Source organism: Lysobacter niastensis (genome assembly GCF_015453285.1).
GTDB lineage: Bacteria > Pseudomonadota > Gammaproteobacteria > Xanthomonadales > Xanthomonadaceae > Lysobacter_J > Lysobacter_J niastensis.
On sequence record NZ_JADLZT010000003.1, the window covers coordinates 326,415 to 346,079 of the forward strand.

Annotated in this window: 23 protein-coding genes; 11 read left to right on the forward strand and 12 right to left on the reverse strand. The window is 65.9% G+C overall.

The features are described 5' to 3' along the window. The first annotated feature begins 81 nt into the window (after positions 1-81). Both IU514_RS06665 and IU514_RS06670 read left to right on the forward strand, forming a co-directional pair. The gene (locus IU514_RS06665; protein ID WP_194930297.1) at positions 82-2,940 is read left to right on the forward strand and encodes a PAS domain-containing hybrid sensor histidine kinase/response regulator; all 2,859 of its coding nucleotides are present in this window, start codon (positions 82-84) and stop codon (positions 2,938-2,940) included. Positions 2,941-3,010: 70 nt separating this feature from the next. Further along, positions 3,011-3,403: a low affinity iron permease family protein gene (locus IU514_RS06670; RefSeq protein ID WP_194930298.1), complete on the forward strand. Its 393-nt coding sequence runs from the start codon at positions 3,011-3,013 to the stop codon at positions 3,401-3,403. Between the two features lie 49 nt (positions 3,404-3,452). Here IU514_RS06670 and IU514_RS06675 read toward each other — a convergent pair whose 3' ends face one another. Continuing rightward, positions 3,453-3,782, reverse strand: a complete 330-nt coding sequence (locus IU514_RS06675; RefSeq protein ID WP_228760532.1) for a BON domain-containing protein — start codon at positions 3,780-3,782, stop codon at positions 3,453-3,455. On the opposite strand from IU514_RS06675, the gene IU514_RS06680 reads away from it, so the two are divergent. From IU514_RS06680 to IU514_RS06700, 5 genes are all read left to right on the forward strand, one after another. Continuing rightward, the gene (locus IU514_RS06680) at positions 3,769-4,050 is read left to right on the forward strand and encodes a hypothetical protein (protein ID WP_194930497.1); all 282 of its coding nucleotides are present in this window, start codon (positions 3,769-3,771) and stop codon (positions 4,048-4,050) included. The genes IU514_RS06675 and IU514_RS06680 overlap by 14 nt on opposite strands. 41 nt (positions 4,051-4,091) lie before the next feature. After that, positions 4,092-4,571, forward strand: coding sequence for an MgtC/SapB family protein (locus IU514_RS06685; RefSeq protein WP_228760533.1), 480 nt, complete (start codon positions 4,092-4,094; stop codon positions 4,569-4,571). 67 nt (positions 4,572-4,638) lie between these two features. Beyond that, positions 4,639-6,327: an esterase/lipase family protein gene (locus IU514_RS06690; RefSeq protein ID WP_194930301.1), complete on the forward strand. Its 1,689-nt coding sequence runs from the start codon at positions 4,639-4,641 to the stop codon at positions 6,325-6,327. Between the two features lie 198 nt (positions 6,328-6,525). Beyond that, positions 6,526-6,918: a hypothetical protein gene (locus IU514_RS06695; RefSeq protein WP_194930302.1), complete on the forward strand. Its 393-nt coding sequence runs from the start codon at positions 6,526-6,528 to the stop codon at positions 6,916-6,918. 8 nt (positions 6,919-6,926) lie between these two features. Then, on the forward strand, positions 6,927-7,427 hold the full coding sequence (locus tag IU514_RS06700; protein ID WP_194930303.1) for a DUF6197 family protein: 501 nt from the start codon (positions 6,927-6,929) through the stop codon (positions 7,425-7,427). 135 nt (positions 7,428-7,562) lie between these two features. On the opposite strand, the gene IU514_RS06705 is transcribed toward IU514_RS06700, so the two are convergent. From IU514_RS06705 to IU514_RS06745, 9 genes are all read right to left on the reverse strand, one after another. Then, a complete protein-coding gene (locus tag IU514_RS06705) occupies positions 7,563-10,208 on the reverse strand; it encodes a M1 family metallopeptidase (protein WP_194930304.1) in 2,646 nt (881 codons plus the stop codon). 240 nt (positions 10,209-10,448) lie between these two features. Further along, entirely contained in the window at positions 10,449-11,714 is a 1,266-nt protein-coding gene (locus tag IU514_RS06710; RefSeq protein WP_194930487.1) for a phospholipase D-like domain-containing protein, read from the reverse strand. 275 nt (positions 11,715-11,989) lie between these two features. Beyond that, complete coding sequence (locus IU514_RS06715; protein WP_194930305.1) at positions 11,990-12,244, reverse strand: hypothetical protein; 255 nt, start codon at positions 12,242-12,244, stop codon at positions 11,990-11,992. Between the two features lie 284 nt (positions 12,245-12,528). Continuing rightward, entirely contained in the window at positions 12,529-12,915 is a 387-nt protein-coding gene (locus tag IU514_RS06720; protein WP_194930306.1) for a YkvA family protein, read from the reverse strand. 74 nt (positions 12,916-12,989) lie between these two features. Further along, positions 12,990-13,340, reverse strand: coding sequence for a DUF2185 domain-containing protein (locus tag IU514_RS06725; protein WP_194930307.1), 351 nt, complete (start codon positions 13,338-13,340; stop codon positions 12,990-12,992). 60 nt (positions 13,341-13,400) lie between these two features. Then, on the reverse strand, positions 13,401-13,889 hold the full coding sequence (locus tag IU514_RS06730; RefSeq protein ID WP_194930308.1) for a hypothetical protein: 489 nt from the start codon (positions 13,887-13,889) through the stop codon (positions 13,401-13,403). A gap of 123 nt (positions 13,890-14,012) precedes the next feature. Beyond that, positions 14,013-14,363 carry a J domain-containing protein gene (locus tag IU514_RS06735; protein WP_194930309.1) on the reverse strand — a complete coding sequence of 117 codons (351 nt, stop codon included), beginning with the start codon at positions 14,361-14,363 and terminating at the stop codon, positions 14,013-14,015. After that, entirely contained in the window at positions 14,360-15,076 is a 717-nt protein-coding gene (locus tag IU514_RS06740) for a hypothetical protein (protein WP_194930310.1), read from the reverse strand. Before IU514_RS06740 ends, IU514_RS06735 begins: the two co-directional genes overlap by 4 nt. After that, positions 15,073-15,945 carry a DUF2167 domain-containing protein gene (locus tag IU514_RS06745; RefSeq protein ID WP_194930311.1) on the reverse strand — a complete coding sequence of 291 codons (873 nt, stop codon included), beginning with the start codon at positions 15,943-15,945 and terminating at the stop codon, positions 15,073-15,075. Before IU514_RS06745 ends, IU514_RS06740 begins: the two co-directional genes overlap by 4 nt. Before the next feature lie 268 nt (positions 15,946-16,213). Between IU514_RS06745 and IU514_RS06750 the strand changes: the two genes are divergently transcribed. The 4 genes from IU514_RS06750 to IU514_RS06765 all read left to right on the forward strand — a co-directional run bounded on the left by IU514_RS06750 (position 16,214) and on the right by IU514_RS06765 (position 18,145). After that, positions 16,214-16,618, forward strand: coding sequence for a g-type lysozyme inhibitor (locus IU514_RS06750; RefSeq protein ID WP_194930312.1), 405 nt, complete (start codon positions 16,214-16,216; stop codon positions 16,616-16,618). Between the two features lie 10 nt (positions 16,619-16,628). Beyond that, positions 16,629-17,000: a VOC family protein gene (locus IU514_RS06755; protein WP_194930313.1), complete on the forward strand. Its 372-nt coding sequence runs from the start codon at positions 16,629-16,631 to the stop codon at positions 16,998-17,000. Positions 17,001-17,019: 19 nt separating this feature from the next. Next, on the forward strand, positions 17,020-17,424 hold the full coding sequence (locus IU514_RS06760) for a VOC family protein (protein WP_194930314.1): 405 nt from the start codon (positions 17,020-17,022) through the stop codon (positions 17,422-17,424). A 103-nt stretch (positions 17,425-17,527) separates the two neighbouring features. Continuing rightward, complete coding sequence (locus IU514_RS06765; protein ID WP_194930315.1) at positions 17,528-18,145, forward strand: DUF922 domain-containing protein; 618 nt, start codon at positions 17,528-17,530, stop codon at positions 18,143-18,145. Positions 18,146-18,190: 45 nt separating this feature from the next. On the opposite strand, the gene IU514_RS06770 is transcribed toward IU514_RS06765, so the two are convergent. Beyond that, positions 18,191-18,607: a cupin domain-containing protein gene (locus IU514_RS06770; protein WP_194930316.1), complete on the reverse strand. Its 417-nt coding sequence runs from the start codon at positions 18,605-18,607 to the stop codon at positions 18,191-18,193. Positions 18,608-18,759: 152 nt separating this feature from the next. Then, positions 18,760-19,563 carry a transporter gene (locus IU514_RS06775; RefSeq protein ID WP_194930317.1) on the reverse strand — a complete coding sequence of 268 codons (804 nt, stop codon included), beginning with the start codon at positions 19,561-19,563 and terminating at the stop codon, positions 18,760-18,762. Between the last annotated feature and the right edge of the window lie 102 nt (positions 19,564-19,665).

The window sequence follows — 19,665 nt, forward strand, 5'->3', positions numbered from 1 at the left end:
TGTTTCCGCCGTGTAACAGCGCCCCGCGACCGCATTTTCCGCTCCTATACTCGACGCACGGTCCGTTGCCAGGACACCCCCATGCAGCCCGGCAGCCCCTTTCAGAGCCCGCAGAGCGGCGATCCCGAACAGGCGTTGCGCGACAGCGAAGCGCGCCTGCAGCAGGTGCTCGACAACACCAGCGCCGCCGTCTTCGCCAAGGACCGTAACGGCCGCTATCTGTTCGTCAACCGCGAGTTCGAACGGCTGGTCGGGCTCGACGCGGCCTCGCTGATCGGCCGCACCGACCGCGACATCTTTCCGCCCGACCTCGCCGCGGGGTTTCGCCGCAACGACATGCGCGTGCTGCTGGAGGCGCGTCCGCTCGAGTTCGAGGAAGCCGGCGTGTTCGCCGGTGCGCCGCGCACGTTCCTGTCGGCGAAGTTCCCGCTCTTCGACAGCCAGCAGGTGCCGTACGCGGTGTGCGGCATCTCCACCGACATCACCCACCGCAAGCAGATCGAAACGGCGCTGAGCGCTTCGGCCCTGGCGGTATCCACCGCCTGCGGACGCGAGCTGTTCGTCGAGCTGTCGCGCTACCTCGCCGCGATCCTGGCCGTGGACGTGGCCTTCATCGCCGAGATCCGCGAGGATGTGCCCGACACGATGCGGATGCTGTCATTCGTGCACGATGGCGCGCCGCGCGAGAACTTCGAGTACGCCCTGACCGGAACCGCCTGCGAGACCGTCGTCGGCCACGGCTTCCGCATCTATCCCGCCGCACTGGGGCAGCAGTTTCCGCTCGACGATGACTTCAAGGCGCTTGGCGCGGAAAGTTATGCCGGCTATCCGTTGACCGACACGCAGGGCAGTCCTCTCGGACTGATCTCGATCGTTTCCAGCCACCCGCTGGAGCAGGCCGAGTTCATCGAATCGGTGATGAAGATCTTCGCCGTGCGCGCGGCGGCCGAGCTCGAACGCATCCGCGCCGACGCGGCGCTGCTGGCATCGCAGGCCAGTTACCGGCAGATCTTCGAGGCCAGCGAGGACGCGATCTTCGTCCACGATTACGACAGCGGCCGCATCGTCGACGTCAATCCCAAGGCCTGCGCGATCTATGGCTACGACTACGACGAGTTCCTGAGCGTCCCGATGGACGGTCTCGGATCGGGCGAACGGCCTTACACCGGCGCCGACGCTGCCGCGCACCTGCAGCGCGCGCGCGAACTGGGCTCCACCGGCTTCGAATGGCGCCGGCGCAACAAGGACGGCAGCCTGCATTGGGACGAGGTATTCCTGAAGGCGGCCAACATCGGCGGGCAACCGCGCATCCTCGCCTTCACCCGCGAAATCACCGAGCGCAAACTCGCCGAAGAAGCGGCGGAGCGGAACGCCGAACACCTCAAAGCCACCGTCAATGCCGCGTTGGACTGCATCATCGCGATGGACGAAAGCGGCGTAATCATCAAGTTCAATCCTGCCGCGGAGGCCTGCTTCGGCATCAGCCAGGCGCAGGCACTGGGACGGCCGCTGGCCGACGTGATCATCCCCGAGCGCCTTCGCGATCAGCATCGGCAGGGCCTTGAGCGTTACCTTGCCGGCGGGCCAGGCCCGGTGTTGCAGCGCCGCGTCGAGGTGACCGGAATGCGCGCCGACGGCAGCGAGTTTCCCGCGGAGCTGGCCGTAGGCGTCGACCACAGCCCCTCCGGCAAGATCTTCATCGGCTACCTGCGCGACATCACCGACCGCATCGAGTCGGACGAACGCAGGCGCCGCCTGGAGACGCAACTGCAGCAGGCCAAGAAGATGGAAGCGATCGGCCACCTGACCGGCGGCATCGCGCACGATTTCAACAACCTGCTGGCCAGCATCATGGGCTATGTCGTTCTCGCCAGTGAGCGTCCGGTCACCGCCGGCGACGAACGCCTGCAGGCGCACCTGGACAAGGCATTGCGCTCCTGCGAACGGGCGCGCGACCTGATCCGGCAGATGCTGATGTTCAGCCGTGGCCAGAAAGGCACGCCACAACCGGTAGACGCCGCCGAAAGCCTCGAGCAGAACCTCGGCATGCTGCGGCCGACGATTCCCGACGGTATCCGGATTGCCAACGAAACCTCGGGCGACGTGCCACTGGTGGCGATCGATCCGGTGCAGCTCGACCAGGTCATCGCCAACCTGTGCGTCAATGCCTGCGACGCGATGCAGGACGGCGGAACCTTACGGGTGAGCGCGGCGCGCACCAGCATCGAGGGCCGCTTTTGCAGTGCCTGCCGCCAGCCGGTGCTGGGCGAGTTCGTCGAACTGCGCGTGCAGGATGACGGCCCCGGCATCGAGGCCGCGATCCTCGAACGCATCTTCGATCCATTCTTCTCGACCAAGCCCAGCGGCAAGGGCACCGGCATGGGTTTGGCGACGGTGCACGGCATCGTCCACGAACACGGCGGCCATCTGCTGGTCGACTCCGCGCCCGGTCAGGGGTCGTGCTTCCGCGTGCTGCTACCGGTCTGCCGCGACCAGGCACCGGCGAGCCGCGAAGCGGAGCGCGCCGCGATGGCCCCGCTGCAACTCAGCGGGCGCGTGCTGGTCGTGGACGACGAACACAGCGTGGGCGAGTTCATGTGCGAGCTGCTCGACGGCTGGGGCCTGCAGGCGGATTTCACCGCGAGTCCCGCCGATGCGCTGGAGCGCGTCCGCGCCGAACCTGGCCGCTACCAGCTGCTGATCAGCGATCACGCCATGCCCGGCATTACGGGTGTCGACTTGGCGCGTGCCCTGGCCGGCGCCGCCCCGGAACTTCCGATCCTGCTCTACAGCGGCCTGACCGACAGGATCGGGCCCGACGCGCTGGCGCACACCCAGGTCCGCGGCGTACTACAGAAGCCGGTCGACCGGCATCACCTGGGACGCATGCTGGTCCAGCTGTTGCAGGAGCCGCCGGAGAGAATGGCCGGAGGCGCCTAGCGCGCAATCACGACTCCATCACGCGATGGCGCACGGACTATCGTCCATTGCCCACGAGTCAGGAGGCGCCATGGACAAGCCGAGCCGTTTCACCCGGGCCGCACGCGCGGCCGCGCGCTTCACCGGCCGGCCGTTGTGCTTCAACCTCGCGCTGCTGATCGTCATCGTCTGGCTCGTCACCGGACCGGTGTTCGGCTTCAGCGATACATGGCAGCTGGTCATCAATACCGGCACCACGATCGTGACGTTCCTGATGGTGTTCCTGATCCAGAACACGCAGAACCGCGATACCGAGGCGATGCACATCAAGCTCGACGAGATCATCCGCGCGACGAGGACGGCGCAGAACGAACTGCTGGACCTCGAAGAACTGGACGAAAAGACACTCGACGATTATCGCCGCCGCTACGAGCGGCTGGCCGAACACGCACGCCACAAGATCAGCGAAAAAAGCAAAAAATAGGCGGCCCGGTATCCCGGACCGCCCTGTGCTACTGCCATCGGGTTACGGCTCAGTAGCCGGCTTTCTTCACGGTCAGCCCGCTGGAATCGACTTTCTTGACGCCGTCGATCTTCTTGGCGACGGCTACGGCCTTGTCGGCCTGGGCCTTGCTGTCGACCTGGCCCTTCAGCATGACCACGCCGTCCACGGTATCGACATCGATTGCCAGACCCGAGACGTCCTTCGTCGCCAGCAGGTCGGACTTGACCTTGGTGGTGATCCACGCGTCGCCCATCGGCTGGTCGGTCGCGCCTTGTGCGGTAGCGCTGGTGCTGGTGTCCTGCGCCGAGGCGGCTGACACCGCTCCCAGACCAAGCACCAGTGCAATGGCGACCGTCATGGTCGTAGAACGCTTGTTAAAGCTCATCTTGTTGAAACTCATCAACCTACCCTCCTCATCCGAATACGAAACAACGTTCGTTCCTTCGCGCCGTGCTCCAGATGGCAACGTAGCGGCCCGGAAGTTAACCAACGGGGAGATCGGTGTTATTCGACCGGATCCGTTCACGCACGAATCGCTGCAATCACGGCCCGATGCGCAATTGCGCACAAAAGCGGTGAAGCGCCGTCACGCTGCGCTCGCAGGCGTGAACCGTTCAGAACCATGACGCCGCATTGACGAATCGCCGGGCACCTTGAGCGCATGGGCATGGTCGAGCAACTGTGGGTACTGGCAGGCGTCGCGTACGCGATGCTGCTCGGCGGTGTGGTCGGCTTCGAGCGCGAACTGAAGAACCGGCCAGCGGGATTCCGCACGCACATGCTGGTCGCCGGTGCGTCGGCACTGCTCATCGGCATCGGCCAGTTGCTGATGATCGACCCGAGCCATACGGGCCGCGAGATGGTGCATGTCGACCCGTTGCGCCTGGTCGAGGCGGTGGTGGCAGGCGTGTCCTTCATCGGAGCAGGCACGATCTTCGCCCATCGTGGGGGCGCCGCCATCGCCGGCATCACTACCGCTGCGTCCTTGCTGATGGTCGCGGTCATCGGCGTGGCGGTAGGCCTGCGCTATCTGCTGCTGGCGACGGCCGCGACCGGGCTGACGCTGCTGGTGCTGACGCTGTTGAATGTCGTCGAGCGCCGGCTGCTGGCACGTGCCCGGGAATCGGATCAAAGCAAGGATTCCTAGAGACGCCGTCCGCAGCCACACAGGTTGCGCTAGGGTATCGATGATCACTGCCCCAAGGCACGCGCCCATGAGCGAGCCGCTGTCCGCTTCGGTTCGTATTCTGTCCACGGTGCCGTTGCTGGCAGCCGCGCTGACGCTGGCCGCCTGCGGCAACGCACCACCGGTCAAACCCGACGAGGCCATCGCGGTTCACGGGCCCCCGTCGCAATTGCTCGCCGAAGCGCAGGCCGCCGCGAGCCGAGGCGAGCGAGGTGGCCACTCCGCTGATGCCGCGCGGGCGTGGGTGGAATGCGCAACGCTCGCTTACCGCCTACTTGACGCGACGCCGCACGCCATCGGCATGCAGGCCTCTGAACTCGCTACGCATTGCACCGACCGTTTGCTCGTGCAGGCATTGCGCCACCGCGACCGGCGCTGGTCGCCGGGCCCGATGGAACTCGACGGCGTGCCCCTCAGCGTCGAGTTCCGCCAACTGTCGCCCACGCTGCAGCCACCGCTCACGCTCGTGCGTGCGCAGGACGTGCCGATGCAGATGTACGGTGGCCAGCGCTTCTCGCGACCGGGCTTCGGCGTGCCCTTGGCGGCGATCACGCCGCGCTGCGAGGATGCGCCAAGTTGCCAGCTTTATCCGCCGGAGGGCGTGTTCCGCTGGGCCACCGCGTGGATCGAGGCTGATGCCGATGGCGGCACGCCGCATCTGGTCATCGGCGATCCCGTCGCGGTCGATCGCCTCACGCATGGCGCGTGGCAATACCCGCTGGCAGCCGACACGTCGGCGTTCTACGCATACGGCGCCGGCACGTCGAAACTGGAACGGCTGGCGATCTGGGGCTTGCTGGGCGGCGACGAGGTGGGTCGTCGCGCGGGCCTGTACCTGCTCGAGGACTACGACCCGAACAAGCGCCCGATCATCATGATCCATGGGCTCGGCAGCAGCCCCTTGACCTGGGCGAGACTGTCCAACGCCATCTGGGGCGATCCGCTGCTGCGATCGCAGTTCCAGGTCTGGCATGTCGTCTACCAGACCAACGCGCCATTGCTGGTGATACGACGCCGCGTGAAGGGATACATCGACGATGGTTGGCGCCTGCTGGACCCCGAAGGAGACGACCCCGCACGCAACGGCGTCGTGCTCATAGGCCACAGCCTGGGCGGAGTGGTGTCGCGGCTGCTGTGCGCCGACAGCGGCGAGGTGCTGTGGGACGCCGGTTTCACCCGGCCGCCGCAGGCGCTGGACGGCGATCCCGAGGACATTCGTCGCGTCGCCGAGGTCTTCCACTTCACGCATTACCCGGGCATTTCGCGCGCGATCTTCATGGCCACGCCACACCGCGGCAGCCCCACCGCCGAACATTTCATCGGCCGTTTCATGCGCGTGCTGGTCGGCCGCCGCGCACCGGAGCTCGAAGGTCTGCGCCGGGTCGCCATCGCGAACCCCGAAGCCGTGCGCGAGGAACTGCGTCCGGTGTTCACCCGCTCCCGCCTCAACAGCATCTCCACGCTGCAACCGATGCAGCCGGTGCGCCGCGCCGGGGAGACGCTGATGCCGGCCGCCGGCATTCCCTTCCACACCATCGCCGGCGTCGTGCCCGGCAGCCGCCCGGAATCGGATGGTGTCGTGCCGTTGGCGAGCGCAATCATCCCCGGCGCGCAATCCACGCTGGTCATCGCTTCCGAACACAACGTGCAGGAAAATCCGGAAGCCGTCGCCGAAGTGCTGCGCATCCTGCGCGAGGACATCGGACATGGCAGGTGACGGGAGATGATTCAAGGCAGCGATCGCCACTGCCCTTCGAAGCTCCATGCGAGTGTTACGTGCATCACCGCTGCAGAAGCTTGGCCTTCAACCTCAGCCGCCTTCTGTTTTCTTGTGGACTTGACGACACAAAGCCAGGAGATGACGATCGCGCAGCACCACAGTGGTTCCAACTGAATTGTTAGGCGGCTGACCGATATGCGGAAACTTGCCACTTTCATCCGGTATATCGGCCTGCTGGCTGGCTTGTTCCTCGTCGCATCGGCGATCGCAGACATAGCCGGCCTGATCCCGCACTCCAACGATATGCCGTCGCTTGGTGCAAGGGCAGCCTCGAACCTGCCGCCGCTCCTGTTCGGTACTGTGCTGCTACTGCCGCATCGCTGGTTCCTGGTCAGTCCGCGCTTCTACGCTCTGTTCGGGGCTTACGCTCTTCTCATTGGGGCGGTTGGCTATAAGGCTGCGGAGACATTCTCCCTGGTCCGCACGGGGGAGCTGGATCCGGCAGCCATGCCTGTAGCCATGCTTGCATTGGGCATTCCAGCGCTCAATGCAGCAGCGCTCTGGTTGCGGCGGCGTACCGCAACATGAGGAACGGCATGGACCTGCATGTCACCCGCCGGGACGTCGCACCTGATGCTCGTGCCTGGTATGCGCACAGGATCTGGAAACTGGCATTTCCCTTGATCCTCGCAATGGCGGTGGCCGGCTGCGCAACCGTCCCTCCTTCCTACGAGGAGCGGGACCAGCCGGTTTCCGTCGCGGATGTCGAGATCCTGGACAAGGCCGACCAGTTACTGGCCAGCGAGTCCGACTGGAACCGGAAGGACACACGGGAGTGTCCGCCGGACGCCAAGACATTGAGCCTGTTCTGCGCGCTTCAGAAGGCGAGCATTGAAGTTCTCGGCTCGTACGATCACAGGCGGGTTGCACTGCAGGAGGTGCGCTTCGCCATCGAGGACGTCTCTGGCGGACGCGAATTCGAACATCGCCTGATGGACTTCAACAACTTGCCGGAAACGAAGTTCGGCGATGTCAAGAAAGTCATCGCCATTGCTCGTGGCCGGGTAGTCGAGCGCCTCGAGAACGATGCGCACTAGTGTTCCTTGGCCTGGAGGCTTTCGGCAGCGGTAGGAGCCGACGTTGTCGATCACTGGCGTCGACATGAAGCTCCTCCAGAAAGCAGACAGGCCCCGGGAACAGGGCCTGTCTGTTTCGCAGGAAGGAACTCGTCCTCAGCCGCCGTGCGCCTGCAGCCAGGCATCGACCGCTGGCAGGCGCTCGCTGCGCACCTTGATGCGGTATTGCACGTCGGCAATGGCGGTCTCGGAAGCACGACGCGAACCCGCTGCCACATGGGCGTCGGCATACGCGCGGATCTTGCCGGTCATCGACGGGTCCAGCGAACGGTTGGCCAGCGCCGGGTAGTACCGGCTGCGCGAGGTCGAATCGACCTTGCCATCCACCTGGGCGCGGTGGGCGACCGCGAAGTCGAACGCGAGGTCCGGATGCTGGTAGGCCACCGTGGCGATCATGCTGGCGCTGTTGGTCGCGCCGGGCTCGTCGGTGAGCGCCAGTTCGAGCGCCCGCCGCGCCAGCGCATCGTCCTCGGCCGACGACAGCAGCCCATACAGCTCGTCCTTCACCAGCGGCGTCTTCTCGGCCTGCGCCTGGGCGCGCAGGCGGTCCCAGGTAGCGGAGTCGGCGTGGTGCGCCACCACCGACAGGATCGTCTTGCGCAGCGCCGGGGGCATGTCGTTGGCGGCATGGCGGCGACGCGCTTCGGCGATCACCACACTGTCGCCGAGCTCGCCGAGGTTCGCGATCAGCTGCGTGCGCAGGATCTTGACCGGGTCGGCCTCGCCGGCTTTCTCATCCCAGCCGATGCGGGCCAGCACCGGTGACAGCTGCGCGATGGCGAACTTGCGGAAGCGCGTCTGACGCGTCGCGTCGCCACGGTAGTAGTCGTCCAGGCTGCCCAGGCTGCTGGCGATGTCACCCCAGATCTGTGGATCGGCGTCGCGCGGCGTCGCCTTGACCAGATCGAGATAGTCGGACGCCGGTTGCAGGCCCGCCCAGCCCTGCGCCCAGGTGTCGTCCATCACGCCGAGCTGGTCGATCGGCGCCAGTTTGGCGAAGCCGCCGCTGAGCGACTTGAACTGTTGCGGCGCGTACAGCGTGCGGTAGTAGCCGGTCTGGCCGGCGTTGACCACGACCGGTCCGCAACCCGGTACGTCGAGCGTCGCGCGCCCGCCTTCGACCACCGTGCGCGCGGCCTCCTGGCTGCCAGCCACCTGCGCGATCACCGGCACGCGCCACGACAGCGGCGCCTTGCCCGGACGATCCTTCGTGAACTCGCCCTGCGCCAGCGTCAGCGTCGTCCTGCCGCCCTTGCAGGTAGCCTGTTCGACACGGATCAACGGCACGCCCGGCTGCAGCGTGAAGTCATGGGCGATCGCGGTCACCGGCTTGCCGGCGGCGGCTTCGATCTGGCGCCACAGGTCGTCGGACACGGTGTTCCCGTAGGCATGTCCCTTGATGTAGCTGCGCACGCCATCACGCCACGCCTCGGCGCCGACGTAGCCTTCGAGCATGCGGATCACCGCCTCGCCCTTGGAGTAGGTGATCGAGTCGAACGCCTGGCTCGCCTGCTCCACCGTCTCCACGTGCTGCACGACCGGGTGCGTGGTGGCGACGGCGTCGAGCGACATCGCGCGGGCACGCACGCCCACCGACGACAGTGCGGTGTTCCATTCCGGATGCAGCTTCTCGGTGGTGCGGCCTTCCATCCAAGAGGCGAAGCCTTCGTTGAGCCACAGGTCGTCCCACCAGTTCATCGTCACCAGGTTGCCGAACCACTGGTGGGCGATCTCGTGCGCGGCGACCGAGAACACGGACTGCTTGTCCGACTGCGTCGAGATCGTCGGATCTAGCAATAGCGTGTATTCGAACGTGAAGATCGCGCCCCAGTTCTCCATGGCGCCGAAGAACTGGCTGCGGCCAGGCGAGGCGACGTTGTCGAGCTTGGGCAGCGGATACGGCACGCCGAAGTAATCGTGGTACTCGCGCAGCACCGCCTGCGAGGAATCCAGGGCGAACTGCGCCTGCGGCAACATGCCCTTCTGCGTGACCACGCCGACCTCGACACCGTCGGTGGTGGCGGTGGCGCGCTCGAAGTCGCCCACGCTGAAAAACATCAGGTAGGTCGACATCTTCGGCGACTGCGCGAACCTGATGCGCTTGTTGCCGTTGCCGAGTTCCTCGGTCGAGGTGGCCGGCATGTTGCTGACCGCCATCTCGTTCGCCGGCACGGTCGCTTCCAGCGTGAAAGTGGCCTTGTGCGAGGGCTCGTCCCACGACGGGATCATGCGGCGTGCATCGGAGTTCTCGAACTGCGTGAACAGCGCGCGCTTCCGGCCTCCTTTCGTGTCGTAGTCGATCGCGAACAGGCCGTTGGCCTGCGTGCCGATCTTGCCCGCATAGTCGATCGACAGCCGGTAGCTTCCCGCGGGAACGGGCTCGGCGAAGGTGAACGTCGCGGTCTGCGCGTCGTTGTCCACCACGACCTTAGGTGCGGCGAACTTCGCCTTGCCGCTGGCCGGCGCCAGCCGCACGGACGCGAAGGTCATGTCGAGCTGGTTGAGCGTGATGGTGCGCGTCGGCTCCAGCACGTCGAGGGTGATGGTGACGCGGCCGTCATAGCTCAGCGATTGCGCATGCGGCACCAGCGCCACGTCGTAATGCGTGGGCACCACGTTCCGCGGCAGTTGCGTGGTCGCCTGGGCCTGCAACGACGGCAGCGTGCCGGCCGTCTGCGCCAGTGCGGCCGCGGAGCCGCCGGCCAGGGCCAGCGCGATGGCGGTAACCAGAAAACGACGCATCTTTTCCCCTCGATTCTTCAATGGCCTACAGGCCGGAGCCGGCGCTTGCCGGCAGGAAACTGACAGACCCCGCCACCGTCCCGAGGTTCCGCACCGCAGACCGGGAGGGCGGAGTCTTCCGATGTATCCCGATGGTGGCGGGCCTGTGCGCCCCCACACAGCGCCGAAAGTCATGCGCGGCGGAGAACAGCCCGCCACGCAAAGCCGGACCCTGCCGCATTCAGGCGATGGCGCCCGGCTCTACAGCTGGGACCGGATCGGCAGGATGAACTTCTCGATGAACTTTTCCTTCCATGGCCGCCGTTCCCAGGTTTCATGGGTATAGCGCTGGGTCGGCTTGAGATCCTGCTCGAACACCAGGGTCATGCGCTGCGCGAACGCGCGGTCGTAGACATTCAGGCTGGCTTCGTCGTTCAGGCGGAACGAGCGCGGATCGAAGTTGGTCGACCCCACCGATACCATGGCCTGGTCGATGATCAGCAGCTTGTTGTGCATCATCGTCGGCAGGTATTCGTGGATCTCCACGCCAGCCAGCAACAGGTCGCCCCACTGCGCCTTGCTGGCCAAGCGCACGGATTCCGAATCGATGTGCGGACCCGGCACGAGGATGCGCACCCTCACGCCGCGCTTGCGCGCCGCCAGTAGTGCGTGCAACGCCAGGTCGTCGGGGACGAAGTAAGCGGCCTCCATGTCGATGCTTTTCTCGGCCGCGGCAATCGCCATCAGGTACATCAGGTGCATGCTCTCGCTGCCGCCCGAAGGCGAGGCGATGAACATGTGCGCGGCCTGGTCGCCCACGGATGGCAACGCCGGAAAGTAACCATCGCCGTTCAGCACCACGCCGCTGGTCTTGATCCAGTTGTCGTTGAACGCGGCCTGGAACTGCGCCACCACCGGCCCTTCGATGCGGAAATGCATGTCGCGCCAGTGTTCCGGGTCCTCCGCGTGCCCGCTCCAGACGTCGGCGATGCCGACGCCGCCGGTGAAAGCGACCTTGCCGTCCACCACCAGCAGCTTGCGGTGCGTGCGGTTGTTGAGCCGGCCGAGGTTGTACCAGCGCAGCGGGCGGTAGCGCACGATCTCCACGCCGGCGCTCTTCATCTGGTCCAGCAGGGTCTCCTCCATCTTGACGCTGCCGACCCAGTCGATCGTGACGCGCACCTCCACGCCGGCCCGCGCGCGATCCGACAGCGCGTCGGCGAAGCGCTTGCCGACCTCGCCCGACCAGTAGATGTAGGTTTCGAAGGTGATGGTCTTCTGCGCGGAGGCAATCGCCTCGAGCATGGATGGAAATATCTCGTCGCCGTTCTGCAGGTCCTCGACGCGATTGCCCGGCAGGATCGACGGCCCGAGCAACACCGACATCTCGCGCATGAACTGCGGATCGGACACCGCGTAGTGATGCTCGATGCGGCGCTCGAGCTTCTTCTCGGGTGTGGTGAAGTTCATGCCGATGACCACGGCCAGCACCGTCAACGCGATCGTCACCAGCACGGTCAAGATCATCTTCGCCCTGCCCCAACGCTTCATGGGTGCGCTCCGCGTCCGCAACAGGTGGCGCAGGCGCCAAGATAGCGGCTGGAGAGGCATCGCGTTTCAAGACGGCGTGAAAAGCGGCCGCTGGTCCGGCGGTCGGGGCAGTCGCAGCCGGGGCTGCTTTCACGCGTCGGCTACGCGCATAGCCGGCCCGTTCGTCGCAACGTATCGGCCGCTACACGATCATGGCGTCGATCGGCATGCAGCAGCCGGCGCCGGTCCAACTCGCTCCCAATGCGAGTGCGCTAGGCCTCGCCCTTCGTGCGCCCATTGCCGCCGCACGAAAAGCCCAGGCGCGCAAGATCGGCCTCCACCGATACCCGCATCCGCACCAGGCGCTCGCGGGAATCACCGGGCGACGTCCTCGACTCGGCGGATCGCAACCACGACCACAACTGGTGCAGCCGCAACAGGTCGCCGCCATTCACCGCAGAATCCACAATGCGCTGCACGCGGGTCTCCACCTGATCTATATCGCCAATGGTCGGATCGATAAGCATGATGTCCCCCGCGATGGACTTAACCGGCTGCGCCGCGACATCCGCGTGAAATTGCGGTGTTCCAGACGGGTGCAACCTTAAGAGTTCAGCTCCGGCTGACACGGGCGCTGCCCCTCGGTGGCCGCTTCACATCGCCGTAAGACGTGCGCGTGCACGCTTTCCAAGCGCCGAGGAAGCGTGTGCCGCCATGGCGATCCTCGGGGTGACGACAGGCCGAAACGGCCTGCCATCGAGCCGCCAGCCGATGCACCGACTGGCGGCTTTTGTTTGTGCCGGGAGTGGCGTCACGCACGAAAGATGCCGAGCGCCCATCGCGCCGCCCACCAGACCGCCACGCTCCACACCACCACGATGAACGCGGCGGCCGGCCAACTCACCGGCTTTCCCGAGGCTTGTCTTGCGCGCTCGCGTGCGGACTCCAGCACTTCGATGGGCGTCAGCCGGACCACCAGCGCCAAGCCGAGTGGCACCAGCAGCAGGTCATCCAGATAACCGACCACGGGTATGAAGTCCGGCACCAGGTCGATGGGACTGAGCGCATAGGCGGCAACCAGCAACGCCAGTAGCCGGACCGGCCAGGGCGTACGGGGATCGCGCGCGGCGAAGTAGACCGTCAGCGTGTGCTGCTTGAGTGCGGCTGCCTTTGCCTTTGTCGAGTCGAGCAGGCCCATGACGCGGCCAGCATGCCGCAGCGGCGATGAACGCCGCGCGCAGCCCCGCGTGCCTTGCGCCCGCTACCTGCGAATCAGGCTTCTTCCGGCACCCAGTCCGTCACCGACAGGAACCGCTCCGACTCCGGCGACTTCTCGAACACGCTGCCCTCAGGCGCATCGAGGAACGGAATGATCGAAGGGTCGTAATTGGCGATGGTGTTGACGTCGTAGGCGCCGTGATTGGACGCATCGTCCATGTAGGCATCGTCCTCGAAGCCGGACAGGAAGCGCCAGCCGCTGTCGACCTCGTTGTCCGGCGGCTCGCGGTACATGAAACGCACGGGGTACCCGTCCACCGTGATGCGGTCCGTCGCTATGCAGGCGCCGTAGCCTTCCGCCAGCGGCCTGATCTCGTCCTTCGACAACTTGAACTGCTTGGCCATCGAGCCTCCGCCTGTGTGATCGTGGATCCCTGCTTCCCCGGAACCGAGCCCGTCCAACGCCTACGTCCCCGGCAGCACCAGCTGGCTGCGCAGCAACGTATCGTTCTTGTTGGACGTCGGAAAATCGAAACTGCCTTCACCGGCGCGGATGATCGCGTTCACCAGCGCACCCGCTTCGGGGGTCGTGGCCGGCTTTCCGCGGATGAAGAAGAATGTCGCGCCCTTGGCCGGATCCCTGGGCAGGTAGATCCCGCAGTCGAAAGGCGTGGTGTAGGCGAACTCGGGTTGCCTGGGCGGCACCACGTTCATCTCGACGCAGTGGCTGCCACCGATGAGATAGATGGCGCGCGCGTCCTCGTACTTCTGCACGTACTCGCCAGCGCGCAGCGTGAACGTGGCCGCCTTCTCCCTGTAGACGTAGTCCTGCTGCAGGGAATACCGCGCGCCGTCGGCCACCGCATCCAGCATCTTCGGGTACACGTGCTTGGCCGCGGCAGTACCGGCCAAAGCCGTCATCAGCGCGACAGACGCCCACGACCGTCCCTTCAAGTCCGCCCCCGGATCATGTTGTTCAGGACCGCCGTGCGGCGGCCCTCCCCTGGGTCCGATCGTACATGCGGGCGATGCGGCTTGCAGCAGCCGTGTTGCCTACCCTGCCGGAGACGGTTGCGATCAAAGCTCGCGGCCGCGAGGCCGCAGCCATTCCAGGTCGCGCAGGGCCGCGTCGTAGGCGAGCTCGAGTTGCAGCACGCGCATCCGGGCCTGCTCGCGGGCTTCGATGGGCAGGTGCGCGATGCGGTCGGGGTGGTACTCGGCGACCTTGGCACGGAATGCAGCCTCGATCGTTTCGCGGGCGGCGTCCGGTGCTATCCCGAGTTCCTCGTGCCACATCACGGCCTGTTGCCCCGGCACCGGCGGCGGCGAGGAAGCGCGGCCCGCGCGCAGGCTGGGCCACATCACCGCCACCAGCCAGTAGCCCAGTACGCCGCAGCCGATGATCACCGCCAGTTCGGTGCCGGTCATTTCAGGGTCTCCAGGCGTTGTTTTGCATCCAGAAGGCGCTGCTCGAGCGGTGCTCCGTCACCGGCGAAATCCATCGCGTAATCCAGGCGTTGGCCGATGCGCGTACCGATGCCGGCGACCTCGTCCGCATCGAGCAGATGGCGCGCGACATCCATGGCATTGCCGTGCAGGCCCCGGCGCAGCGACAGCCGGCGCACGACGTTGATCGCGTGCGGCGGGCAGCACAGGAGCTCGAACCCCATCGTGAGCGCCTGCCGTCTGTCCAGTTCGTACGCGCGCCGATAGCGCCACAGCTGCATCGCAACGACCAGGCAGGTGCCGTAGATCAATGCTGCCAGCGCAAGCAGCGCCAGCGGATGCGCGAAGCGCCAGAGCAGCGCCGGCAAGACCAGTAGTTGAAGCGCCCACAGCAGCCAGCACGCGGGCTTGAGCGCCGACAGCGCGGCGATGAAGTGGCCAAGCCCGGCCCAGTGTTCGCGCGCCTGGCCTTCGCCATTGCCCAGCCAGGTCACGCGGAACATGGCGTCGGCGGGACGCAGCGGATCGGGCAGGAACAGGCGCCGTCCGCGAAACTCCAGCGCGCTGCCGGTCGTGGCTCGCCAGCGACGGCCACGCACCATCGCTACCTCGTCGTAATGCAGCAGCAGCGTGGCGTCCTGCAGGTACAACGCGAGGACGCCCGCCACCAGCAGCACTTCCATCGGCAGGTTCATTCCGCCGGCTGTTCCTTCTTGCCAGCGAAGAACTTGCGGACCGCCGCCCAGCCGCCCGCCACTCCGATAAGCAGCAGCTTCCAGGCCTTGGCCAGGAACACCGCGATCGCCGCGAAGAAGCCCTTCTTCGACGCCACCGCGGCGGCACCGCCGGTGATCAGCGCGGCGAGGCCGTACTCGGCGACATGGTCGCCCGGCTTGAACTCCGCGTACTTCTCGCCGGAGTTGAACGAATAGCCGGGCAGCACCTTCTTGAACTGCGTGATGGCGGCATCGAGGCCATCCGGGTCGGACACGACGATCACTTCCATCACGCCGCGGCGGCCGAGCAGGCGCGTGTTGTAGTTGACCACCTTGTTGTGCGATTGCATTCCCTCAGCCAGGATCGCCCACTCCAGCAGGTTGGTCTGCTTGTCGTACTGCGGCTTGAAGCTCCAGCCGACGATGTTGAACGTCTCCCAGCCACGCTGTTTGCGCTCGACGTTGGATTCCGCCGTACCTTCCTTCACGGAATCGAGGATGGCGTCGGCATCGAGTTCTTCTTTGTCCTCGATGTAACCGACCTCGTTGAAGCGGAAGAACGAGAGCCACTCCATGTCCTTCGGCGCCAGCGTGTACTCCTCGGCGTCGGTCGGCGGGTTCTCAAGCATCTCGTTGAGCTTGCGGGTGCCGTCCGCGTCGAGGAAGGCATAGCCTTCCGGCACGTCGATGACCGCCTTGTCGCCCACCTTGCCCTTGGCCGGGCCTACCTGCCACGGCAGGTCGCCGATGTCGCCGTTGCCCTGTGCTTCCTGTGCCGCTGCAGGCATGACGACCGCTGCCAGCGCGAACGCAGCCGCCGCCAGCACCGCAAAAAGATGCTTCCGCATGAATCCCCCTGTCGATGTACCGCCTGGATGCGGACGATCCCCATCGTCCGCATCCCCCTGCGGCAAGCCTAGGGGTTGCATGCGGGACGTGGCAACCCGTGAAGCCCGTCGCAGAATCGGCGCGCGCGGCTCATTCCGCCGCCGTATTCAGCCTTCGATACACATGCCCATAACGGCCGCTGCCCCAGAGTCCCTGCCGGAGGGGTCCCCCTTGCATGCGTATCGGCCGCGTCACGGGCCGGGCATGGCTATCCCCGGAGATCGAGACATGGATGCGGAAGTGGCGATGGCGCGCATGCGCCCCTGGCTGGCGGCGCTGGCGATCGTGAGCCTGATGGCGGCCAGCACATCGGCGGCGGAACGCGTGGCGTTCGCACACGGCATGACCTCGGCGACGCTCTCTGGCCAGGTTGGCGAGGGCAGGAGCTACGTGCTCGGCGCCAAGGCCGGGCAAACGATGACGGTCGCGCTGAAATCGACCCCGGACGTCTACTTCAACGTGATGGCGCCCGGCAACGACACCGCCATCGTCAACACCTCGATCACCGGCGAGACCACGTGGAGCGGCAAACTGCCGGCGACGGGCGACTACACCGTGCAGGTCTACCAGATGCGTGCGGCCGTGCGGCAAGGCAAGAACCCGAAGTACGCGGTGACATTCACCATCCATTAGCGAGGGTGTCATGGAGCGCAATGCGGTCGGCTGGTTCGAGATCTACGTGCAGGACATGGCGCGTGCGAAAGCGTTCTACGAGGCCGTGTTCGGCACGAAGCTCGAACGACTGGAGAGCCCGGGCATCGAGATGTGGGCGTTCCCGATGAAGCCCGATGGCGGCGGCGCCGCCGGTTCGCTCGTGAAGTACGAGGGCTACCCTTCCGGCGGCAACAGCACGCTGGTGTACTTCAGCTGCGCGGACTGCGCGAACGAAGCCAGGCGCGCGGCAGACAGCGGCGGCAAGGTCTTCAAGGAAAAGTTCTCCATCGGCCCCTACGGTTTCATCGCGCTGGTGACCGACACGGAAGGCAACATGATCGGGCTGCACTCGATGCAGTAGCGGAAGGGAGGGTGGCGCGATGTCCAGCGGAATCCGTTCCGTCGAACTCGATCACCTCATCGTGCCTTGCCGCGACCGTGTCGCTGCGGCGAAGCAGCTGGCCGGTCTGCTCGGTGTGCCCTGGTCCGAATCAGGGCTCGGGCCGTTCTCGCCCGTGTACGTCAACGACGGGCTGACGCTCGATTTCGACCAGACCGAAGAACCTTTCCCGATCGGGCACTACGCATTCCGCGTCAGCGAGGATGTCTTCGATGCGGTCCTCGGCCGTATGCGTGCAGCCGGCATCACCTACCGCAGCACGCCGCAGGGGCCCGCCGACATGCAGGTCAACGCCGGCTACGGCGGCCGCATCGTCTACTGGAGCGAGCCCGACGGACACTACTGGGAGATCCTGACGGTCAGCTATGCGCGGCGGCCCGAATGACTCCACGGCGGTAGTCGTCGTGAGCCATCGCGTTGCCCCGGTGAACGCGCAACGGCTACGCTGACGGTCGGGGCCTCGGGGAAAGGTCCGTCGGGGAAGAAACATGATCGGATCGATCAGGGCCGTGGCAGGCGCAGGTTTGCTTCTGCTCGCTTCGGGTGCGTGGGCTGCGCACGACAACGCCGCAAGCGCCGTGCAGACGGCGGGCGGCGCGCCGAACACGCCGGCGATCGAGTACTACGACTTGTCCGGAAACAACCTGCGCGAGCTGCGCAAGGATCTGGAACTGCGCCGCCCGCGCGATCAGTACGGCGAGCCCTACGACGGCTATACCGATTGGCATGTCAGCTGGTCGTACCGGCTGTCCGGCAGCGGGAAGAATTGCCGGGTGGAGTCCCTCGATACCGAACTGAAAGTCGGCATGAAGCTGCCCCGCTGGACACCACCCGCCGATGCATCGAAAGTCCTGGTTGCGGCCTGGGAGCGATACAGCACCGCACTCCGACATCATGAGGACGGGCATCACGCCCTCGCCGTCGAGGCGGAAACGGAACTCGTGCGCCGCCTGGCCGATCGCAGCGGAAGCTCAGGCTGCGACGCCCTCGCCCGGCAGATCGACAAGGCCGCCGATTCCATCCTGGGCGAGTACGAAATCAAGCAGGCGGAGTACGACCTGGTCACCGACCACGGTGCGAAGCAGGGAGTTCAGCTCTCCATGTAGGTTGCGCTGCAGCCGCGCCGCGACGAGCCGCGCGCGGGCGGAGGCTCACTTGCCCACGAGGAGAGGCTTTCCTTTTTCCACGATGTAGGTGGCGAGTTCGGCGGCGTTGCCGCTGCCGGCATTCTTCACCGAGTGGATCGCTCCGGCCGGGATGAACAGCACGTCACCGGACTTGAGGGTCACCGGCGACTGGCCCTCCACCTGGTATTCCATCGCGCCTTCGATCGCGTAGACGATCTCTTCTCCCGGATGGCTGTGCGCAGGCACCGCCGCACCGGGGGCGAAATCGACGTGGACCTGGATGACCTCTCGCCCGGGCGCCGACAGGTCATGCCGCTGGAGGTCGGTGCGTTTGATTCCCGGCCACGACTGCGGCTTCGCCTGCTGGGCTTCGGCAGCAGCGAACGGGAACAGCACGGCAAGCGCAACGGTGGCCGATGCAACGGCGAGGCTGGTCTTCATGAGGGCCTTCGAACCTTGAGTGGACGACGCATGCATTAGACGTTGCGTTTGTAGCGCAGCTTTGTCGGCTGGCGGCGCGTTTGTATCCGCGTGTGTCGGCACGCCTGCACTACACAGTGGCGCACGGCGTTCCCGGCGAAGCGTGGGTCGAGTCATCCGTTGCCCTGCTTCGGATACAACAGCGTCAGCGTGAAGCGCAGACCCCATTCGGGAGCGAGCTCCGGCGCCTGCGCGTACCAGATGACACCGCCTTGCACACTGAACATCTGCCGGCGCGCGGGAATGACCTGGCTGATGCCGAGATTGACCGGCACTGTCCATTCGCCCTGCTTCCAGTCGTAGGTGGCTTCGGTATTCATCGTCACCGTGCGTCCCGGGCCGATCCGCTTCGCGACAAATGGCTGCAGGAACGTGGCGCTGATATCGCGCCCGTCGCCACCACCGACCGAGACGATGTGGTTGACCAGTCCACCGTAGGTCCATCCGCGGCTCGTCTGGCGCAGCGCCACGGCCGTGGGACCGATGCCCCATCGATCGCTGCCCAGCAGATCGTCGCTGGCGGTCGGCAGCAGGAACACCGGGCCAGCGCCCCAGGTCCAGCCGCTGCCGGTCACCGCCTTGGGCGAGAAGAACAGACTCTGCATCACGTTGCCGATGCCGGACTGGTCGCCGGCCCCGGGAATGATCCCGTGCTGATCGATGAGCGGGACGATGGTGCGCGAGATCAGGTTCCAGTCCTCGCCGATCGAGAAGGGAATCACCGGCTGGATGTTCAGTCGCAGGCGCTCGCCATCGCCGGCAACGCCGGCACCGTGCTCGTGGTTGAACTGGAACGGGACGCTGGTGAGGCTGGCGATGGGATTGGAGAGCTGCCTGGCGACCTCGTCGGCATTCTGCGCGAAACATGGCGCGCACGCGGCTGTCCACAACGTCATCGTGGTGAGTGTTTTCTTCATGCAAGGCTGCGAGTCGAGGAGTGGCCCCTCATGGAGCAGATCGCGTGCCAACCACGACGAATCGACGCTCCTCGATGCAAGCCCCTGATGCAATGGGACTTT